This is a genomic window from Streptomyces sp. NPDC048436 (assembly GCF_043200355.1).
Lineage (GTDB): Bacteria > Actinomycetota > Actinomycetes > Streptomycetales > Streptomycetaceae > Streptomyces.
In genome coordinates this window covers 98,289-116,052 of record NZ_JBICXP010000007.1, presented here as the reverse complement: position 1 = coordinate 116,052, position 17,764 = coordinate 98,289, and the positions used below count along the sequence as shown (strand labels likewise).

The following is a 17,764-nucleotide window of genomic DNA, read 5'->3' as shown; positions in this document are numbered from 1 at the left end:
CATGCTGTTTTCCAGCAAGGGCAAGCACCGCCGCCCGTCCAAGGCCACCCGCGTCGCCACGCTCGCCGGCGTCACCGGTGTCGCCGTCGCCGCCCCGCTGATGGCGGCCGGTTCGGCCTCCGCCGCGACCGGCGCCGAGTGGGACGCCGTCGCCCAGTGCGAGGCCGGCGGCAACTGGTCCATCAACACCGGCAACGGCTACACGGGCGGCCTGCAGTTCTCGTCGTCCACGTGGGCCGCGTACGGCGGCACGAAGTACGCGCCCTCCGCCGACAAGGCCTCCAAGGCCCAGCAGATCGAGATCGGCGAGAAGGTCCTCGCGGGCCAGGGCAAGGGTGCCTGGCCGAGCTGCGGCACCGGCCTCTCGGGCGCCTCGTACCAGGGTGGCGGAGCGCAGGAGAGCGCCCCGCAGCAGACCCAGGAGCAGCCGAAGAGCCAGCCCAGCGCCCAGACCGAGCAGCCGCAGCAGGCCGCTCCGAAGGCCGCTCCCAAGGCTGAGGCCGCCCCGAAGGCCGAGTCCGAGAAGACCGTCGAGACCCCGACCGGCAAGACGGTCAAGAAGGGCGACGGCGAGTACAAGGTCAAGAAGGGTGACACCCTCTCCAAGATCGCCGAGGCGAAGGACGTCAAGGGCGGCTGGCACAAGGTGTACAAGCTCAACGGCGACATCATCGAGAACGCCGACATGATCTTCCCGGGCCAGCAGCTCCACCTGAGCTAGTCGCTGGCGGGGGCGCCCTGCTGTCGCGATCATCTGCGGGTGCGTCGTGGTTGCTCGCGCAGTTCCCCGCGCCCCTTCGGGCGCCACCTCCACCCCGCCCCGGTGCGCGTATCCCCCGTACGCGCCGGGGCGGGGCTCTTTGTTCCGTTCGGAAACTTTTTGCTCTCGGTTTGTCCACAGGGCGGTCGCTCGGCTGGCTCTTGCCCGGGAGCCGGTTAGGCTCGTGTCCGCGAGGCCAACGCCCCGCGTACCCGCGTCACATCCCAGAAGGAGATGCTCGTGCCGTCCATCGACGTCGTCGTAGCCCGGGAAATCCTGGACTCCCGAGGCAACCCCACGGTCGAGGTCGAGGTCGGCCTCGACGACGGCAGCACGGGTCGTGCCGCCGTTCCGTCCGGTGCGTCCACCGGTGCTTTCGAGGCCATCGAACTCCGTGACGGTGACCCCAACCGTTACATGGGCAAGGGCGTGGAGAAGGCCGTCCTCGCCGTCATCGAGCAGATCGGCCCGGAGCTCGTCGGGTACGACGCGACCGAGCAGCGCCTGATCGACCAGGCGATGTTCGACCTCGACGCCACCGACAACAAGGGCTCGCTCGGCGCCAACGCCATCCTCGGCGTCTCGCTCGCCGTCGCGCACGCCGCGTCGGAGGCCTCGGACCTGCCGCTCTTCCGCTACCTCGGCGGCCCGAACGCGCACCTGCTGCCCGTTCCGATGATGAACATCCTGAACGGCGGGTCGCACGCCGACTCGAACGTCGACATCCAGGAGTTCATGATCGCGCCGATCGGCGCCGAGTCGTTCTCCGAGGCCCTGCGCTGGGGCACCGAGGTCTACCACACGCTCAAGAAGGTCCTGAAGGACAAGGGCCTCTCCACGGGCCTGGGCGACGAGGGCGGCTTCGCCCCGAACCTGGAGTCCAACCGCGCCGCGCTCGACCTCATCCTCGAGGCCATCAAGCAGGCCGGTTACGTCCCCGGTGAGCAGATCGGTCTCGCGCTCGACGTCGCCGCGTCCGAGTTCTACAAGGACGGCTCGTACGAGTTCGAGGGCAAGTCCCGCTCGGCCGCCGAGATGACCGAGTACTACGAGGAGCTCGTCTCCTCGTACCCCCTCGTCTCCATCGAGGACCCGCTGTTCGAGGACGACTGGGCCGGCTGGAACGCCATCACCGAGAAGCTCGGCGACAAGGTCCAGCTCGTGGGCGACGACCTGTTCGTCACCAACCCCGAGCGCCTGGCTCGCGGCATCGAGGAGAAGTCCGCGAACGCCCTGCTCGTCAAGGTCAACCAGATCGGTTCGCTGACCGAGACCCTGGACGCCGTCGAGATGGCCCAGCGCAGCGGCTTCAAGTGCATGATGTCCCACCGCTCCGGTGAGACCGAGGACGTCACGATCGCCGACCTCGCCGTCGCCACCAACTGCGGCCAGATCAAGACCGGCGCCCCGGCCCGCTCCGAGCGCGTCGCCAAGTACAACCAGCTGCTCCGCATCGAGGAGATCCTCGACGACGCGGCGGTCTACGCCGGGCGTTCGGCGTTCCCCCGCTTCAAGGGCTGAGCCCAGCTCCCCTGAGTAGTTACCTACGTCCCCGTACTCGGTCCCGTACCGTGTGCGGGGACGTACGTACGTATCGGGGAGGCGGCATAGATGGCCGTGAAGGACCGCGACCGGTTCTCCACCGCGACCAGGCTGCGGCTGCTCGGCGAGCAGACCGCGGAGCGTGTGTACCGCTCCCAGACCAAACGCCAGGCCCGGCGCTCCCGGCTGACCGGCCGGGCCGCGCTCCTCGCGCTCGTGCTCTGCTCGCTGGTCGTCGCGCTCGCCTATCCGATAAGGCAGTACGTCTCCCAGCGCGCCGAGATCGCGGACCAGCGCAAGGAGCAGGCCGAGCGCCGCGAGAACGTCGAGAAGCTGCGGGACGAGAAGGCCCGCTGGCGGGACGACGCGTACGCGGAGCAGCGCATCCGGGACCGGCTGCACTACGTGTTGCCGGGCGAGACCGGGTACACGGTGGTCGACCCGGAGGCGGCGAAGAAGCAGCGCACCGACCAGGGGGCGGCCGACAGGCCCTGGTACGCGAATGTCTGGGACGGCGTGGACAAGGCCGACCGCCCGGACGACGACAACTGACGCAGTACCTCTGTTCTTCAGCACATCAGCACCAGCACGACCTCTCGTAGAGAACCGATCGAAAGACAGGCATGCACACGCCCCCGCCGACCACCCCGCGCACCGAGCCCACCGACGCCGACGTCGAGGCCTTCAAGCAGCAGCTCGGCCGTCCGCCGCGCGGCCTGCGGGCCATCGCGCACCGCTGCCCCTGCGGGCAGCCGGACGTCGTCGAGACGGCGCCGCGCCTTCCGGACGGGACGCCGTTCCCGACGACGTACTACCTGACGTGTCCCCGCGCCGCCTCGGCGATCGGCACGCTGGAAGCCAACGGCGTCATGAAGGAGATGTCGGAGCGGCTGAAGACGGACCCCGAGCTTGCCGCCGCGTACCGCGCCGCGCACGAGGACTACATCGCGCGCCGTGACGCCATCGAGGTCCTTGAGGGCTTCCCGAGCGCGGGCGGCATGCCCGACCGCGTGAAGTGCCTGCACGTCCTGGTCGGCCACTCGCTGGCCGCGGGCCCCGGTGTGAACCCGCTGGGCGACGAGGCCATCGCGATGCTCCCGGAGTGGTGGCGCAAGGGTGCCTGCGTGACGCTCGCCGAGGAGAAGACGCTCGCCGGGGAGAAGGCTGAAGCCGGGGAGAACACGGACGCCGCGGAGGGCGCCAAGTGACGCGCGTCGCTGCCATCGACTGCGGCACGAACTCCATCCGCCTCCTGGTGGCGGACGCCGACCCGGCCACCGGTGAACTCATCGACCTGGACCGCCGGATGACGATCGTCCGCCTTGGTCAGGGCGTCGACAAGACGGGGCGCCTGGCCCCGGAGGCCCTGGAGCGGACCTTCGCGGCCTGCCGCGAGTACGCCGGGATCATCAAGGAGCACGGCGCCGAACGCGTCCGCTTCGTGGCCACCTCCGCGTCCCGCGACGCGGAGAACCGCGACGACTTCGTACGAGGGATCCTGGACATCCTCGGCGTGGAGCCCGAGGTCATCAGTGGTGACCAGGAGGCCGAGTTCTCCTTCACCGGGGCGACCAAGGAGCTCGCGGGCAGCGACCACCTCGCCAAGCCCTACCTCGTCGTGGACATCGGCGGCGGCTCCACGGAGTTCGTCGTCGGCGATGACCGGGTCCGTGCCGCCCGCTCCGTCGACATCGGCTGCGTACGCCTGACCGAGCGGCACATCCGCACGGACCCGCCGGCCCCGGCCGAACTCGACGCCGTGCGCACCGACATCCAGGCCGCCCTCGACCTCGCGGAGCGGACGGTGCCGCTGAGCGAGGCGCGCACTCTGGTGGGGCTCGCGGGCTCGGTCACCACGGTGGCCGCGATCGCGCTCGGCCTCGACGCCTACGACTCGGAGGCGATCCACCACTCCCGGGTCTCCTACGAGCAGGTCAGCGAGATCGCCGTACGCCTGACGCGTGCCACGCACGACGAGCGGGCCGCGATCCCGGTGATGCATCCGGGGCGCGTGGACGTGATCGCGGCCGGCGCCCTCGTCCTCCTGTCGATCATGGATCGCATCGGGGCGAGGGAGGTCGTCGTCAGCGAGCACGACATCCTCGACGGCATCGCCTTCAAGGTGGCGGAAGACGTCCATCGGGGCGGCGCGGGGCACTGAGCGTTCAGCCGGAGCGTGCGGAAGCCGCGGCGCGCAGGGACTCGACCTCCTCCTGCAGCTCGCGCAGCCGCTGATGGGTCTCGTAGAGGTAGCGCACCTTGGTGCGCAGGTGGCTGGGGTCGACGGGCTTGAAGACGATGTCGGCGACGCCCAGGAGATAGGCGGCGGCGTAGAGCTCGCGGTTCACGCCGAAGCCCGTGAGCAGCATGATCGGGATGGACTGTGTCTGTTCCAGGCGCCGCATGTAACGGACTACGTCGAGGCCGCTGGTGCCCGGCATGCGCAGGTCGAGCAGGACCAGTCCGATGTGATTGCGCAGAATTTCCTTGAGTGCGTCATCACCGTTGGTCACACAGGTCATCCCGTAGCCGAGAGGGGCCAATGCGGCTTCCAGCGCGAACAGGGTGTCCCTGTGGTCATCAACGACGAGGACCTTCAAGTCACTTGGCATGTCTTGAGCCCCCCTTCGACTGTCCAGGGTAGGCCCATGCACGCTCATGGAAGCCCTCTTGGCAGGCACCAAATGCCGGGGGTGCCCCAGTCGCTTCATGGTCGCCTCTTGGTCGCTTTCTGAGCGCGTCATGTACCGTCTGAGCGGCTGTCGAGGGGGTCGGAAGGCCCCGCGGCGACGCCCTGTCGGGAAACTTCGTGAAGTTCTTCACAAGGAATTCGGCTCGGTTGGACGATGTTCAGGGGTTCTGGACCCATGAATGTGCCTTCCGAGGGGCTAGTGACCCGTGACAGTGAAGGTTCGCCAGTGTGTCGGGAGGGTGAACCGGCCGAGTGGTCCACTGCCCCCGCGAGGCCAGAGCGGCAGCTCACAAGGGGTGCACAACGACTTGGGTTGCCTCGTGGTTCCCCTGGGGCGCTATGGCCTGCGTCACGTGGGCGGCGAAGTGTAGCAGAGGGTGCACCCATGCTTGTGAAGGGGCGCACGAGCGACCCCTGCCAGGCAGGTGGATACTCGATGGCATGAGCACCACGGAGCGTCCCAGGATCCTCGTAGTAGGCGGTGGGTACGTAGGCCTGTACGCAGCTCGGCGCATTCTCAAGAAGATGCGCTACGGAGAGGCGACCGTCACGGTCGTCGACCCCCGGTCGTACATGACCTACCAGCCCTTCCTCCCCGAAGCCGCCGCCGGCAGCATTTCGCCTCGGCACGTCGTCGTCCCGCTGCGACGCGTGCTGCCCAAGGCGGAAGTTCTGACCGGCCGGGTCACCACCATCGACCAGGACCGCAAGGTCGCCACGATCGCCCCCCTCGTGGGCGAGGCGTACGAGCTGCCTTTCGACTACCTGGTCATCGCGATGGGCGCGGTCTCCCGCACCTTCCCGATCCCCGGCCTCGCCGAGCAGGGCATCGGCATGAAGGGCATCGAGGAGGCCATCGGCCTGCGTAACCACGTCCTCGAGCAGCTGGACAAGGCTGACTCCACGACGGACGAGGAAGTCCGCCGCAAGGCGCTGACCTTCGTCTTCGTCGGCGGTGGCTTCGCGGGTGCGGAGACCATCGGTGAGGTCGAGGACATGGCCCGCGACGCGGCCAAGTACTACAACAACGTGCAGCGCGAGGACATGCGCTTCGTGCTCGTCGACGTGGCGGACAAGATCCTCCCCGAGGTCGGCCCGAAGCTCGGCCAGTACGGCAAGGAGCACCTCGAGGGCCGCGGCGTCGAGGTCTACCTCAAGACCGGCATGGACTCCTGCGTTGACGGTCACGTGGTCCTGAACAACGGCCTTGAGGTCGACTCCAGCACCATCGTGTGGACCGCCGGTGTGAAGCCGAACCCGGCGCTCGCCCGCTTCGGTCTGCCGCTCGGCCCGCGCGGCCACGTGGACGCCCAGCCGACCCTCCAGGTCACCGGGACGGACTACATCTGGACCGCGGGCGACAACGCCCAGGTTCCGGACCTCGTCGGCCGCAAGGCCGGCAACGAGAACGCCTGGTGCCCGCCGAACGCCCAGCACGCGCTGCGTCAGGCGAAGGTCCTCGGCGACAACGTGATCTCCGGTATGCGGGGCTTCCCGCAGAAGGAGTACAGCCACGCCAACAAGGGTGCGGTCGCCGGTCTCGGCCTGCACAAGGGCGTCGCGATGATCGTCATGGGCAAGGTGAAGATCAAGCTCAAGGGCCGTCTGGCCTGGTACATGCACCGCGCGTACCACGGCATGGCGATGCCGACGTTCAACCGCAAGATCCGTGTCTTCGCCGACTGGACCCTGGCGGTCTTCCTCAAGCGTGAGGTCGTCTCGCTGGGCGCCATGGAGACGCCGCGCGAGGAGTTCTACGAGGCCGCGAAGCCCGCGCCGAAGCCCGCCGCGGCCAAGGCCGAGACTCCGGCGGTCAAGGACGCGAAGGACGAGCAGAAGGCCAAGGCCTCCTGACCTCCGGTCACTGATCCACCCCGAAGGGGCCGTCCGCCATCCGTGGTGCGGGCGGCCCCTTCGGGCTTTTCGCACCCTTTATGCATGGTGGTTACATGTATTTTGCCGATCCGTGACGCGGCAACGGGACTGCGCAAGCGCCGTGTTGGTGTTTACGTGGTGTTGAGCTGTCCGGGATCCCCGTCACGGAGGTGTGCACCATGCCAGACGCCGCACTGCGGCTGAAGAGCCTTGCCGAACAACTTCTGGGAGCCCCGCTCCCCGTGCGTTTGCGTGCCTGGGACGGTTCGGAAGCAGGCCCGCCGGACGGCCCCACCCTCGTCGTGCGCAGCCGCCGCGCCCTGCGCCGACTGATGTGGAAGCCGGGCGAGCTGGGCCTCGCGCGCGCCTGGGTGGCAGGGGACCTGGACGTCGAGGGCGATCTGTACGCCGTGCTCGACCGGCTCGCCGAGTTCATCTGGGAGCGCGACGACGACGCCAAGAGCCTCAGGGAATCCCTGCGCGAACCGGAGTTCCGCGCCGCGGCCCGCTCGCTGGTCGCCCTCTCCGCGCCGTTCCTGCCGCCGGCCCCGCCGCCGGAGGAGATGCGCAGGAGGGGCCGTCTCCATCTGCACACCAAGGGCAGCGACCGGCAGGCCATCAGCCACCACTACGACGTGGGCAACGACTTCTACGAGCTGGTGCTCGGCCCGTCAATGGTCTACTCCTGCGCCTATTGGGAGTCCGAGGCCTCCACCCTTGAGGACGCCCAGCGCGACAAGCTCGAACTGATCTCCCGCAAGCTCGCCCTCAAGCCTGGCATGCGCCTGCTCGACGTCGGTTGCGGCTGGGGCTCCATGGCGATCCACGCGGCCCGCGAGCACGGCGTCACCGTCGTCGGCGTCACGCTCTCCCAGGAGCAGGCCGCGTACGCCAGGAAGCGCATCGCGGAGGAGGGGCTGACCGACCGGATCGAGATTCGCGTCCAGGACTACCGCGACGTGCGCGACGGTCCGTACGACGCGATCTCCTCCATCGGCATGGCCGAACATGTCGGCTCCGAGCAGTACTTGGAGTACGCCCGCGACCTGCACGCCCTCCTGAAGCCGGGTGGACGGCTCCTCAACCACCAGATCGCGCGCAGGCCCCAGGCCGACGAGTCCTCGTACGAGGTGGACGAGTTCATCGACGCCTATGTCTTCCCCGACGGCGAGCTCGCGCCCGTGGGCACCACGGTGGGGCTCCTGGAGCGCGCCGGGTTCGAGGTGCGCGACGTGGAGGCCATCCGCGAGCACTACGCCCTCACGCTGCGCCGCTGGGTCGCCAACCTGGAGGCCCGCTGGCAGGAGGGCCAGCGGCTCACCTCGCCCGGGCGCGCCCGCATCTGGCGCCTCTACATGGCCGCGTCCGCCCTCTCCTTCGAGCGCAACCGCATCGGCGTCAACCAGGTCCTGGCGGTGAAGACCCCGGAGGCCGGCACCTCCGGGCTGCCGCTGCGGGCCCGCGAGTGGACGTAGGAGGCAGCGGTACGTGAGCGGGGCCCCGGACGGTGATAGTCCTGGGCCCCGCTTCATCCGCGTACCGAGGGTGCTACTCGCTCTTGATCGCCATCAGCGGGTTCAGCTTCGCCGCGCTGCGGGCCGGCCACACCGCCGCGAGGACGCCGACCAGGGCGGCGATCGCGAGGAAGATCGCGATTCGGCCGACCGGGATCTCCATCGTGTACGTCTTCAGGGAGCCGACGATGCTGTTGCCCGCGGCCCAGCCCATGAAGATGCCGAGACCGATGCCGAGCACCGCGCCGAACAGGGAGATGATGACCGCCTCCAGGCGCACCATCTGCTTGACCTTCGCGCGGTCGAGGCCGATGGCCCGCAACATGCCGATCTCGTGCTTCCGCTCGAAGACCGACATGGCCAGGGTGTTGATGACGCCAAGCACCGCGATCAGGATGGCCATCGCCAGGAGGCCGTAGAGCATGTTCAGCATCATGTTGATCGCGCCACCGATCTCGTTGCTGAGCCCGTCCTTGTCCTGGATCTTGATGGCGGGGTTGTCGCCCAGGGCCTTGACGATGGAGTCCTCGGACCGGTCGGAGACGCCGTCCTTCATCTTCACCAGGACCTGCTGGTCGGTGATCTTGGACATGTGCGGGCCGACCACGGCGAGCGGCGTGTAGAGACCGTTGATCATCTCGTTCTGCTGGTAGACACCGGCGATCTTCAGCTCGACCGTCTTGTCGTCGTCGAACTTCACCGGGACGCTGTCGCCCGCCTTCAGGCCCTTCTTGTCCGCGGTCTCCTTGTCCAGGAGCGTGGAGTTCCCGCTCAGACCGGCGAGGGAGCCGCTGGTGAAGTCCAGGCTCACCAGCTTGTCGAAGGCCTTCTCGTCGACGCCGTAGACCGAGGAGTACGAGCCGTTCACCTCGCCGTAGGTCTCACGCAGCGGGCTGCTCGCCTCGACGCCGGGGACCTTGTCCAGCTTCTCGCGGACCTCGGGGGTGAGCGGCTGGTAGTTCGCCATGGAGACGGTGTAGTCGGCCTTCATGGAATCCGCGGCCATCTTGTTGATGGCCGTGCTCATGGAGGTCGCGACCACCGTCATCGCCGTGATGAGGGTCAGGCCGATCATCAGGGCCGCGGCGGTGGACGCCGTACGGCGCGGGTTGCGCACCGAGTTGAGCCGGGACAGCTTGCCCGTGACGCCGAACGGCTTCAGGAGCGGGGCGGATGCGGCGATGAACGGGCGCGACAGGAGCGGCGTGAGGACGATGACGCCGACGAGGATCGTCGCGGCGCCGCCCGCCATCACGTAGTTGTCGTCCATGAGGAGCATGACCACGCCGAGGGCCACGATGATCGAGCCGATGGTGTTGCGGACGACGAGACCGCGCGTGGTCGGCGTCGCGTGGACGCTGTTCATCGCGGCGACCGGCGGAATCCGCGAGGCGCGGCGGCCCGGCAGCCAGGCGGCCAGCATGGTCACGGCCACGCCGATGATCAGCGCCACGACGATCGTGGTCGGCGCGATGATGATCGGCCCGTCGGGCAGCGAGGCGCCCGCGGAGTTCATCAGGGTCTCCAGGCCCATGGCCACGCCGATGCCGAGCGCGAATCCGGTGACGGCGGCGACCAGGCCGACGATGAACGCCTCGATGAGCACGGAGCGCGTCACCTGACGGCGCGAGGCGCCGATGGCGCGCATCAGGGCCAGCTCCTTGGTGCGCTGGGCGACCAGCATGGTGAAGGTGTTGGCGATGATGAAGATGCCGACGAACAGCGCGATACCGGCGAAGATGAGCAGCACCTGGCTCATCGACTTGGTGTCCTGCTCGATCATCGCGTCCTGGTCGTCGGAGAGCTGGGCGCCGGTGACGGCGTCCGTCTCCTTCGGCAGGATCTTCTCGACCGAGCTCTTCAGGGCCGTGTCGGAGGTGCCGGCGGCGGCCTTCACGTCGATCTCGTCGTACTCGCTCTTGCCGAGGACCTTCAGCGCGGTGTCGTTGTCGAACACCACCAGGCTGCCGCCCGCGAGGACACTGCCGTCGTCGGTGTCGAAGACGCCACTGACCTTCGCGGTCTTCACCGGACCGTCGGTGGAGTAGCGGACCGTGTCGCCGACCTTGTAGCCGGTGCGCTCGGCGGTCCTGGAGTCCAGGGCGAGGTCACCGGCGGTCTTGGGCACCGCGCCCTCGGTGAAGTCGTAGCGGGGGTCCTTGCCGCCCTTGCCGGGGTAGTAGTTCGCACCCGTGGTGCCCCAGTCGCCGCCGACGAGCTTGCCGTCCTTGTCGGCGAGCGCGGTGAAGCCGGAGACGGACCCGATCGCCGAGTCGGCGCCGGGCAGACCCTGCGTCTTCTTGAGGAAGGCATCGGTCAGACGCGGCGGCTTCTTGGCCTCACCACCGTCCTCGCCACCGTAAGAGGCGGAGCCGTCGCCCTGGATGGCGACGGAGACGTGGTCGAAGCTCTTCGCCGACTTGTTCTTGTAGGCGTTGCCGAAGGTGTCGGTGAAGACGAGGGTGCCGGAGACGAAGGCGACGCCGAGCATGACGGCGAGCACGGTCATGAGCAGCCTGGCCTTGTGCGCGAGCACGTTGCGCAGGGCGGTACGGAACATGGTCCTGTCCTGGAGAGAGGGGGGCGGGCCCCGAAGGGGCGCGGGACTGTGACATGTGCGGCTCCGCCGCGTGGGCGCGATCAGCCACGACGGACCCGCGGGCAGAAGACCCGCGGGAGTCGCACGGCGCTTAGCTCGTACGACCCTTGGCATCAAAGTGCTTCATCCGGTCAAGGACGCCATCGGCGGTAGGCGCATGCATCTCGTCGACGACCCGCCCGTCGGCGAGGAAGATCACGCGGTCCGCGTAGGAGGCGGCCACCGGGTCGTGGGTAACCATGACGACGGTCTGGCCCAGTTCGCGTACGGAGTTGCGCAGGAAGCCGAGGACCTCGGCGCCCGAGCGGGAGTCCAGGTTTCCGGTCGGCTCGTCGCCGAAGATGATGTCCGGCTGCGAGGCCAGCGCGCGGGCCACGGCGACCCGCTGCTGCTGCCCGCCGGAGAGCTCGGTGGGCCGGTGGGAGAGCCGGTCGGCCAGGCCGACCATGGAGATGACCTGCTCCAGCCACGCCTTGTCAGGCTTGCGGCCCGCGATGTCCATCGGCAGCGTGATGTTCTCCAGGGCCGTCAGCGTCGGCAGCAGGTTGAAGGCCTGGAAGATGAAGCCGATCTTGTCCCGGCGGAGCTTGGTGAGCTGCTTGTCCTTGAGGGAGGACAGCTCGGTCTCGCCGATCCGCACGGAGCCGCCGCTGAAGCTGTCGAGCCCCGCGACGCAGTGCATCAGGGTCGACTTGCCGGAGCCCGACGGGCCCATGATCGCGGTGAACTCGCCCTGCCGGAAGTCGACGGAGACATGGTCCAGGGCGACCACCTGGGTCTCGCCCTGTCCGTACACCTTGGAGAGATCCGTGGCGCGTGCGGCCACCGCGGTGGTGCGGGCGGCGAAGGGGGTGGTGGTCACGGGGAGGTGCTCCTGTCGGGACGACGAGTGGGGACGTACTCCATCGTGCTGGCAGATCCGCGCCGTGTAGTCAGCCGCTGTTCTGGTTCCGGGGGCCCTCTCCAGTCGGACCCCGGGCGCCGGTGTCATACCTGGGGATGACGTCCGTCCCTGAGAGCGGGAGGTCCGTAAGGGGCGGGGGCGGCGGCTAAATTCCGTCATTCCGTACCGGAGCCCCCAGAACGGCGGAAGGGCCTGCGGCATGTACCGATGGGCCGTACCGGTGGCTGATGCACCCTCAGACGTCAATAAAATAAGACAACATCGGGCTGATGTTCCGCTGTTCGGGGGACGCCTCCCGATAGGGTCGAAACACTTGATGCGGAGCCCACGGCCTGCCCGGATGGTGGAATGCAGACACGGCGAGCTTAAACCTCGCTGCCCCTAGCGGGCGTGCCGGTTCAAGTCCGGCTCCGGGCACCTCCATAGCCCTCTTCCAGTTCGAACGCACCCGCCTTCAGGGCATGCGTACGGAGTTGAAGCGGGCCGCGGTGTGCAGATCGGTTTCGATCGCCGCCGCGCTCTCGCGCAGGAGCGGCAGCAGCGCCTCCACCGTCTCGCCCAGGGGGGCCGTGCCCGCGTGCTGGGCCACGTTCAGGGCGGCGACCACCCGGCCCCCGGCGTCCTTGAGCGGTACGGCGACCGAGCGCAGACCCTCCTCCAGCTCCTCGTCCGCGGTGGCGTACCCGTCGGCGGCGGCGCGGTCCAGGACGCGGGCGAGTTCGGCGGGGTCCGTGACGGTGCTGCGGGTGAGGGGTTTGGGCGGGGTCGCCTTCAGCAGGCGCGTCCGGTCCCGCTTCGGGAGCCCGGCGAGCAGGACCCGGCCCATGGCGGTCGGATACGCGGGGAAGCGCGTGCCGAGGGTGATGTAGACGCTCATGACACGGACCGTCGCCGCCCGCGCCACGTACAGGATCTCCGCGCCGTCGAGCACCGTCACCGACGCCGACTGGTGGACGCGGTCGGTGAGTTGACGCAGGTGCGGCTCGGCGATGTCGGCGAAGCCGAGGCGGGAGAGCCGGGCGTAGCCGAGTTCCAGGATGCGGGGGAGCGGGCGGTAGAGGCGGCCGTCGTGCGCCGCGTACCCCTCCACTTCCAGGGTGTGCAGACAGCGGCGCGCGGTCGCCCGGGGCAGTCCGGTGGCCCCGGCGATCGCGGTGAGCGGGAGCCCTTCGCCGCGGGCCCGGCCGAGCGCGCGCAGGACGGTGAGGCCGCGGGCGAGCGACTGGAGGAAATCGGGGCCCAGTTCGGCCTTGGCGTCGGAGGTGTCTGTTGTCTGACCCGACGTCAACTCGCCCTCTGTGTACGGCGATGTGGCGGGCGGCAGTGACTCCAGGTGCGCCGCCTCCTCCCGTAGTCGCGGAAGGACGAGCTGCGCCAGGCCGTCCGCCGTGTGCCTGCTGGTGTGGCTGACCGCGGAGAGGGCGTAGCGGACGCGGCCCGCCCTGTCCCGTACCGGCACCGCCGTGGCGATCAGGCCCGGCTCGATCAGCTGGTCGTCAAGGGCCCACCCCGCCGCGCGGGAGCGCTCCACCCGGCCGAAGAGGTCCGGCGGCACCGACGCGGGGCCCGGCGGCAGCGCGGGGAAGGCCTCGCCCCCCGGGTCGGCGGCCACGCGGGCGCGCCACGCCTCCCATCCCGCCTCGTCCCACTCGGCGGCGAACAGCGCCCCGGGCGCGCACCGTTCGGCGGGGAGCAGATCGCCGATGCGGAACGCCACGGACATCGCGCGGCGCCGCGCCGCCTGCGTGACGAAGCGGACGCCGTCGCCGTCCGGCACCGCGAGGGACACCGACTCGTCCAGCTCGTCCGCGAGCCGGGCGGTACGCGCCGCGACCTCGCCGCTGAGCCCGCTCGCCGCGAGGTAGGCGTTGCCGAGCTCCATCAGGCGGGGCGTGAGGTGGAGCTCCTGGCCGTGTTCGCGTACGTAGCCCAGGCGGGCCAGGGTCGCCACGACCCGGTCCACCGTCGAGCGGGCCAGGCCGGTCGCGCGGGCGAGGTCGCCCGCCCTCGCCTGGTCGGCGACCGCGAGGGCGCGAAGGACCGCGAGGCCGCGCTCCAGGGGGCGTACGGACTCTTCGGGCATGGCGCCGCTCCTCGCAGAAGTGGAAATGGTTGCCCCGCAACCGTTGACAGCCGCTGGGTCCGGTCGGAGACTCCCGTCAGCACATTATGAACGAAAGTTCACCAGGCGAACAAGTGGCGAACAAGTGGAAGGGGCGGCCGGTGCGCACCACCGTCGGAATCATCGGAGCCGGACCGGCGGGGCTGCTCCTCGCCCGCCTGCTGCACAACGCCGGCATCGATTCCGTCGTCCTGGAGACCCGGGACCGCGCCTACGTCGAGCAGCGCCAGCGCGCCGGAATCCTGGAGCAGGGCACCGTCGACGTACTGCGCGAGGCGGGCGCAGCCGTACGCATGGACCGCGAGGGCATCGGGCACGACGGCATCGAGCTGCGCTTCGACCGACGCAGGCACCGCGTCGACTTCCCCGCGCTGACCGGCGGCAGGTCCGTGATGGTCTACGCGCAGACCGAGGTCTGCAAGGACCTCATAGCCCTCCAGCTCGCCGCGGGCGGCCCGCTGCTCTTCGAGGCCGAGGCGCTCGCGGTGGAGGGCGCCGAGACGGACCGGCCGAGCGTCCGCTTCCGCCACCAGGGCCGCGAGGACGTCCTCGAATGCGACTACGTGGTGGGCTGCGACGGCTCCTGGGGCGTGGCCCGCAAGGCCGTGCCCGCCGAGCTCTCCCAGGTCTTCGAGCGCACGTACCCCTTCGGCTGGCTCGGCATCCTCGCCGACGTACCGCCCTCGCACGACGAGCTGGTCTACGCCCGCCACGACCGCGGCTTCGCCCTCCTGTCCATGCGCTCGCCCACCGTCACGCGCGCCTACCTCCAGGTCCCGGCAGGCACAGACGCCGCCGACTGGAGCGACGAGGAGATCTGGGACGAACTCGACCGCCGCCTGGAGACGGACGACCCGGCCTGGACGCTCAAGCGCGGACCCATCACCTCCAAGTCCGTCACCCCCATGCGCAGCCACGTCCACGAACCCATGCGGCACGGACGCGTCTTCCTCGCCGGGGACGCCGCCCACATCGTCCCGCCCACCGGCGCCAAGGGCCTCAACCTCGCCGTCGGCGACGTCGTCACCTTCGCCCGCGCGCTCACCGAACTCCGCGAGACCGGCTCCGACGCGCGGCTCGACGCGTACTCGGAGACCTGCCTGCGCCGCGTCTGGCAGGCCGAGCGCTTCTCGTACGCCATGACCACGATGCTGCACCGCGCCCCCGAAGCCATCCCCTTCGACGACCGCATGCAGCTCGCCCAGCTGGACCGCATCACCACCGCGCGCTCGGCCGAGACCGACCTCGCCGAGAGCTACACCGGACTCCCCTTCAGCTGAGCCCCACCCCCGTCCCCACCAGGTCCGCCGTCCCCAACAGGTCCCACAAAGAAGTGAGAACCCCGTGACCGCTCCCCAAGGCGTCGCGCCCCAGCGCACCTTCAGATCCGTCGCCCCCGTCATAGCCCTGTGCTGGCTCGTCGTCTTCTTCGACGGCATGGACGTCAACATCTACGGCGCCGTGATGCCGCACCTCATCGACGACAAGGGCTTCGGCTTCACCCCGTCGACCGCCGGCACCATCGGCTCCTGGACCACCTTCGGCATGCTCATCGGCGCCCTCGGCTGCGGCACCCTCACCGACTGGATCGGCCGCAAGCCGATGGTGACGGGCAGCGTCGCCCTGTTCTCGCTGGGCTCCGCGGTGTGCGCGCTCGCGCCGAGCGCCGCCGTGTTCGGCGGCGGACGGTTCCTCGCCGGGCTCGGGCTCGGCGGTCTGATGCCGATCAGCCTCGCGATCGTCGCCGAGTTCGCGCCGCCGCGCAGGGCCGCGCTCGCCACCGGCCTGATGATGACCTCGTACCACGCGGGCGGCATGGCGGCCACGGGCCTCGGGCTCGGCCTCGGGCCCGACCACGGCTGGCGCGTCGTCTTCTGGGCCGGCGTGATCCCCGCGGTCATCGCCATCCCCCTCGTACTGAAGTGGCTGCCCGAATCGCCCGGCGTCCTGCTCAGCAAGGGCCGCAACAGCGAGGCCGAGGCCGTCGCCGCCCGGTATCTGCTGCCGTCCCCGACGCTCGCCGAAGCCCCCGAGGCGGGCGCCAAGGGACGCTTCGCCGCCGTCGCCTCGCTCTTCACCCCGGGTCAGCGGCTCGCGACCCCGCTCCTGTGGCTCGCCTCCTTCGCCGGACTGCTCCTCGTCTACGGGGTCTCCACCTGGCTCCCCGAGCTGATGCGGGCCTCCGGCTACTCCCTCTCCTCCTCCGTCACCTTCCTCATGGTGATCAACGCGGGCGGCATCGTCGGCATGCTCGTGGCCGGGCGGGCCGCCGACAAGTTCGGCGCCGTGCGGATCTCCGCGATCTGGTTCCTGCTCACCGCCTGCGGAGCCTTCCTGCTCAAGGCCGAGCTGCCGCTCGGTGTCGCGTACGTCATAGTCTTCGTCACCGGCATCTGGCTCTTCTCGGCGCAGGTGATGGTCTACGCCTCCGCCCCTTCGGTCTACACGCCCGCCCAGCGCGCCACGGGACTCGGCTGGATCACGGGCGTCGGGCGCACCGGCGCGGTCGTCGGGCCCTGGCTGGGCGGCGCCGTCGTCTCCGGCGGCAACGCATCGCTCGGCTTCACGACGTTCGCCGTGGCCGCCGTGCTCGGGGCCGTCGCCATCTCCCTGGTGCCACTCGTCCGGCGCAGCCGCCGTACGCGGGCGACAGAGGGTGGCCCGGCGGGAACAGAGAGCCCCGGGTCGGTCGTTCTTGGTCACAAGGAGGGAAAGATCCTCCCCAAGCACTAGGGTCTTCCTTTTGCCTACGCATTACTCTTGACCCAAAGCCACGCTCGGTGGCCATGGAGGAGTGAAATGAGGAGCAGCAACCCGGTCTTCTCGCGACGGGGGTTCAGCCGCGACAACGGCTACGCGGGCTTCGGCACGCAGCCGCAGGCCGGGGGACCCGCGGGCGGGACACAGACCCAGCAGGGCAATCCGTACGCGGCCGCGGGCCAGCAGGCCCCCGCCAACCCGTACGCGACGAACCCCTACGCCCAGCAGGACCTGCAGCACGGCGCCCCGCAGGCGCCCGTAACCACCGCAGGCCGCATGACGATGGACGACGTCGTCCTGCGTACGGCCACCACGCTCGGCACGCTGCTTGTGACCGCCGCGCTCGCCTGGGCGCTGCTGCCGGTGGACGACGCCAACATCGGCAAGTCGTACGGCATCGCGATCGGCGCGGGCCTCATCGCGATGGTGCTCGGCCTCGTCCAGGCCTTCAAGCGCAAGGCATCGCCCCCGCTGATCCTGGCGTACGCGGCGCTGGAGGGTGTCTTCCTCGGCGTCGTCTCCAGCGTCGTCGACAACCGCATCGCGGACGGCGCGGCCATGCAGGCCGTGATCGGCACGATGGCGGTCTTCGCCGGTGTCCTCATCGCCTACAAGGCGGGCTGGATCCGCGTCAACCGTCGCTTCTACGGCTTCGTGATGGCCGCGGCGATGGGCTTCCTGCTGCTGACCGCCGTGAACCTGCTGTTCATGGTCTTCGGCGGCGGTGACGGTCTCGGCTTCCGCAGCGGCGGCCTCGGCATCGTCTTCGGCATCGTCGGCATCCTGCTCGGCGCGTGCTTCCTGGCCCTGGACTTCAAGCAGGTCGAGGACGGCATCGCGTACGGCGCGCCGAAGGAAGAGGCCTGGCTCGCGGCGTTCGGTCTGACGATGACGCTCGTCTGGATCTACATGGAATTCCTGCGCCTGATCGCCATCCTTCAGGGCAACGACTGACGCGGCTGACGCGCCTGTTCAGATCGCCGAAGGGCCCCGCGG

The 17,764-nt window shown here is 69.6% G+C and carries 14 protein-coding genes and 1 tRNA gene; 11 read left to right on the top strand and 4 right to left on the bottom strand.

Annotated features, from left to right (window positions below):
- Position 1: 1 nt before the first annotated feature.
- The 5 genes from ACGFX9_RS24305 to ACGFX9_RS24285 all read left to right on the top strand — a co-directional run bounded on the left by ACGFX9_RS24305 (position 2) and on the right by ACGFX9_RS24285 (position 4,463).
- Positions 2-721, top strand: coding sequence for a transglycosylase family protein (locus tag ACGFX9_RS24305; RefSeq protein WP_393475660.1), 720 nt, complete (start codon positions 2-4; stop codon positions 719-721).
- Between the two features lie 279 nt (positions 722-1,000).
- The gene (gene eno / locus ACGFX9_RS24300; protein WP_393475657.1) at positions 1,001-2,281 is read left to right on the top strand and encodes a phosphopyruvate hydratase; all 1,281 of its coding nucleotides are present in this window, start codon (positions 1,001-1,003) and stop codon (positions 2,279-2,281) included.
- A gap of 90 nt (positions 2,282-2,371) precedes the next feature.
- Positions 2,372-2,854 (top strand): septum formation initiator family protein, encoded by a 483-nt coding sequence (locus ACGFX9_RS24295; protein WP_393475654.1) that lies wholly within the window; start codon positions 2,372-2,374, stop codon positions 2,852-2,854.
- A gap of 71 nt (positions 2,855-2,925) precedes the next feature.
- Positions 2,926-3,510 carry a DUF501 domain-containing protein gene (locus tag ACGFX9_RS24290; RefSeq protein WP_393475651.1) on the top strand — a complete coding sequence of 195 codons (585 nt, stop codon included), beginning with the start codon at positions 2,926-2,928 and terminating at the stop codon, positions 3,508-3,510.
- Entirely contained in the window at positions 3,507-4,463 is a 957-nt protein-coding gene (locus tag ACGFX9_RS24285; protein ID WP_393475648.1) for an exopolyphosphatase, read from the top strand. The genes ACGFX9_RS24290 and ACGFX9_RS24285 overlap by 4 nt, the downstream gene beginning before the upstream one ends.
- Before the next feature lie 4 nt (positions 4,464-4,467).
- Here ACGFX9_RS24285 and ACGFX9_RS24280 read toward each other — a convergent pair whose 3' ends face one another.
- Entirely contained in the window at positions 4,468-4,914 is a 447-nt protein-coding gene (locus ACGFX9_RS24280; RefSeq protein WP_393475646.1) for a two-component system response regulator, read from the bottom strand.
- 521 nt (positions 4,915-5,435) lie between these two features.
- Here ACGFX9_RS24280 and ACGFX9_RS24275 point away from each other — a divergent pair.
- Both ACGFX9_RS24275 and ACGFX9_RS24270 read left to right on the top strand, forming a co-directional pair.
- Positions 5,436-6,848 carry an NAD(P)/FAD-dependent oxidoreductase gene (locus ACGFX9_RS24275; protein ID WP_393475643.1) on the top strand — a complete coding sequence of 471 codons (1,413 nt, stop codon included), beginning with the start codon at positions 5,436-5,438 and terminating at the stop codon, positions 6,846-6,848.
- Positions 6,849-7,048: 200 nt separating this feature from the next.
- A complete protein-coding gene (locus ACGFX9_RS24270; protein ID WP_393475640.1) occupies positions 7,049-8,344 on the top strand; it encodes a class I SAM-dependent methyltransferase in 1,296 nt (431 codons plus the stop codon).
- Between the two features lie 73 nt (positions 8,345-8,417).
- Here ACGFX9_RS24270 and ACGFX9_RS24265 read toward each other — a convergent pair whose 3' ends face one another.
- Together ACGFX9_RS24265 and ACGFX9_RS24260 are read right to left on the bottom strand one after the other, a co-directional pair.
- Complete coding sequence (locus ACGFX9_RS24265; protein WP_393475637.1) at positions 8,418-10,943, bottom strand: ABC transporter permease; 2,526 nt, start codon at positions 10,941-10,943, stop codon at positions 8,418-8,420.
- A gap of 130 nt (positions 10,944-11,073) precedes the next feature.
- Complete coding sequence (locus ACGFX9_RS24260; RefSeq protein WP_393475634.1) at positions 11,074-11,844, bottom strand: ABC transporter ATP-binding protein; 771 nt, start codon at positions 11,842-11,844, stop codon at positions 11,074-11,076.
- A gap of 376 nt (positions 11,845-12,220) precedes the next feature.
- Here ACGFX9_RS24260 and ACGFX9_RS24255 point away from each other — a divergent pair.
- Positions 12,221-12,303 (top strand) — tRNA-Leu (locus ACGFX9_RS24255).
- Positions 12,304-12,340: 37 nt separating this feature from the next.
- Here ACGFX9_RS24255 and ACGFX9_RS24250 read toward each other — a convergent pair.
- Complete coding sequence (locus ACGFX9_RS24250) at positions 12,341-13,969, bottom strand: IclR family transcriptional regulator C-terminal domain-containing protein (RefSeq protein ID WP_393475631.1); 1,629 nt, start codon at positions 13,967-13,969, stop codon at positions 12,341-12,343.
- A gap of 140 nt (positions 13,970-14,109) precedes the next feature.
- On the opposite strand from ACGFX9_RS24250, the gene ACGFX9_RS24245 reads away from it, so the two are divergent.
- The 3 genes from ACGFX9_RS24245 to ACGFX9_RS24235 all read left to right on the top strand — a co-directional run bounded on the left by ACGFX9_RS24245 (position 14,110) and on the right by ACGFX9_RS24235 (position 17,722).
- Entirely contained in the window at positions 14,110-15,288 is a 1,179-nt protein-coding gene (locus ACGFX9_RS24245) for a 4-hydroxybenzoate 3-monooxygenase (RefSeq protein ID WP_393475628.1), read from the top strand.
- A 64-nt stretch (positions 15,289-15,352) separates the two neighbouring features.
- Positions 15,353-16,741 carry an MFS transporter gene (locus ACGFX9_RS24240; RefSeq protein WP_393475626.1) on the top strand — a complete coding sequence of 463 codons (1,389 nt, stop codon included), beginning with the start codon at positions 15,353-15,355 and terminating at the stop codon, positions 16,739-16,741.
- Between the two features lie 66 nt (positions 16,742-16,807).
- Positions 16,808-17,722: a Bax inhibitor-1/YccA family protein gene (locus ACGFX9_RS24235; RefSeq protein ID WP_393475623.1), complete on the top strand. Its 915-nt coding sequence runs from the start codon at positions 16,808-16,810 to the stop codon at positions 17,720-17,722.
- Positions 17,723-17,764: the final 42 nt, after the last annotated feature.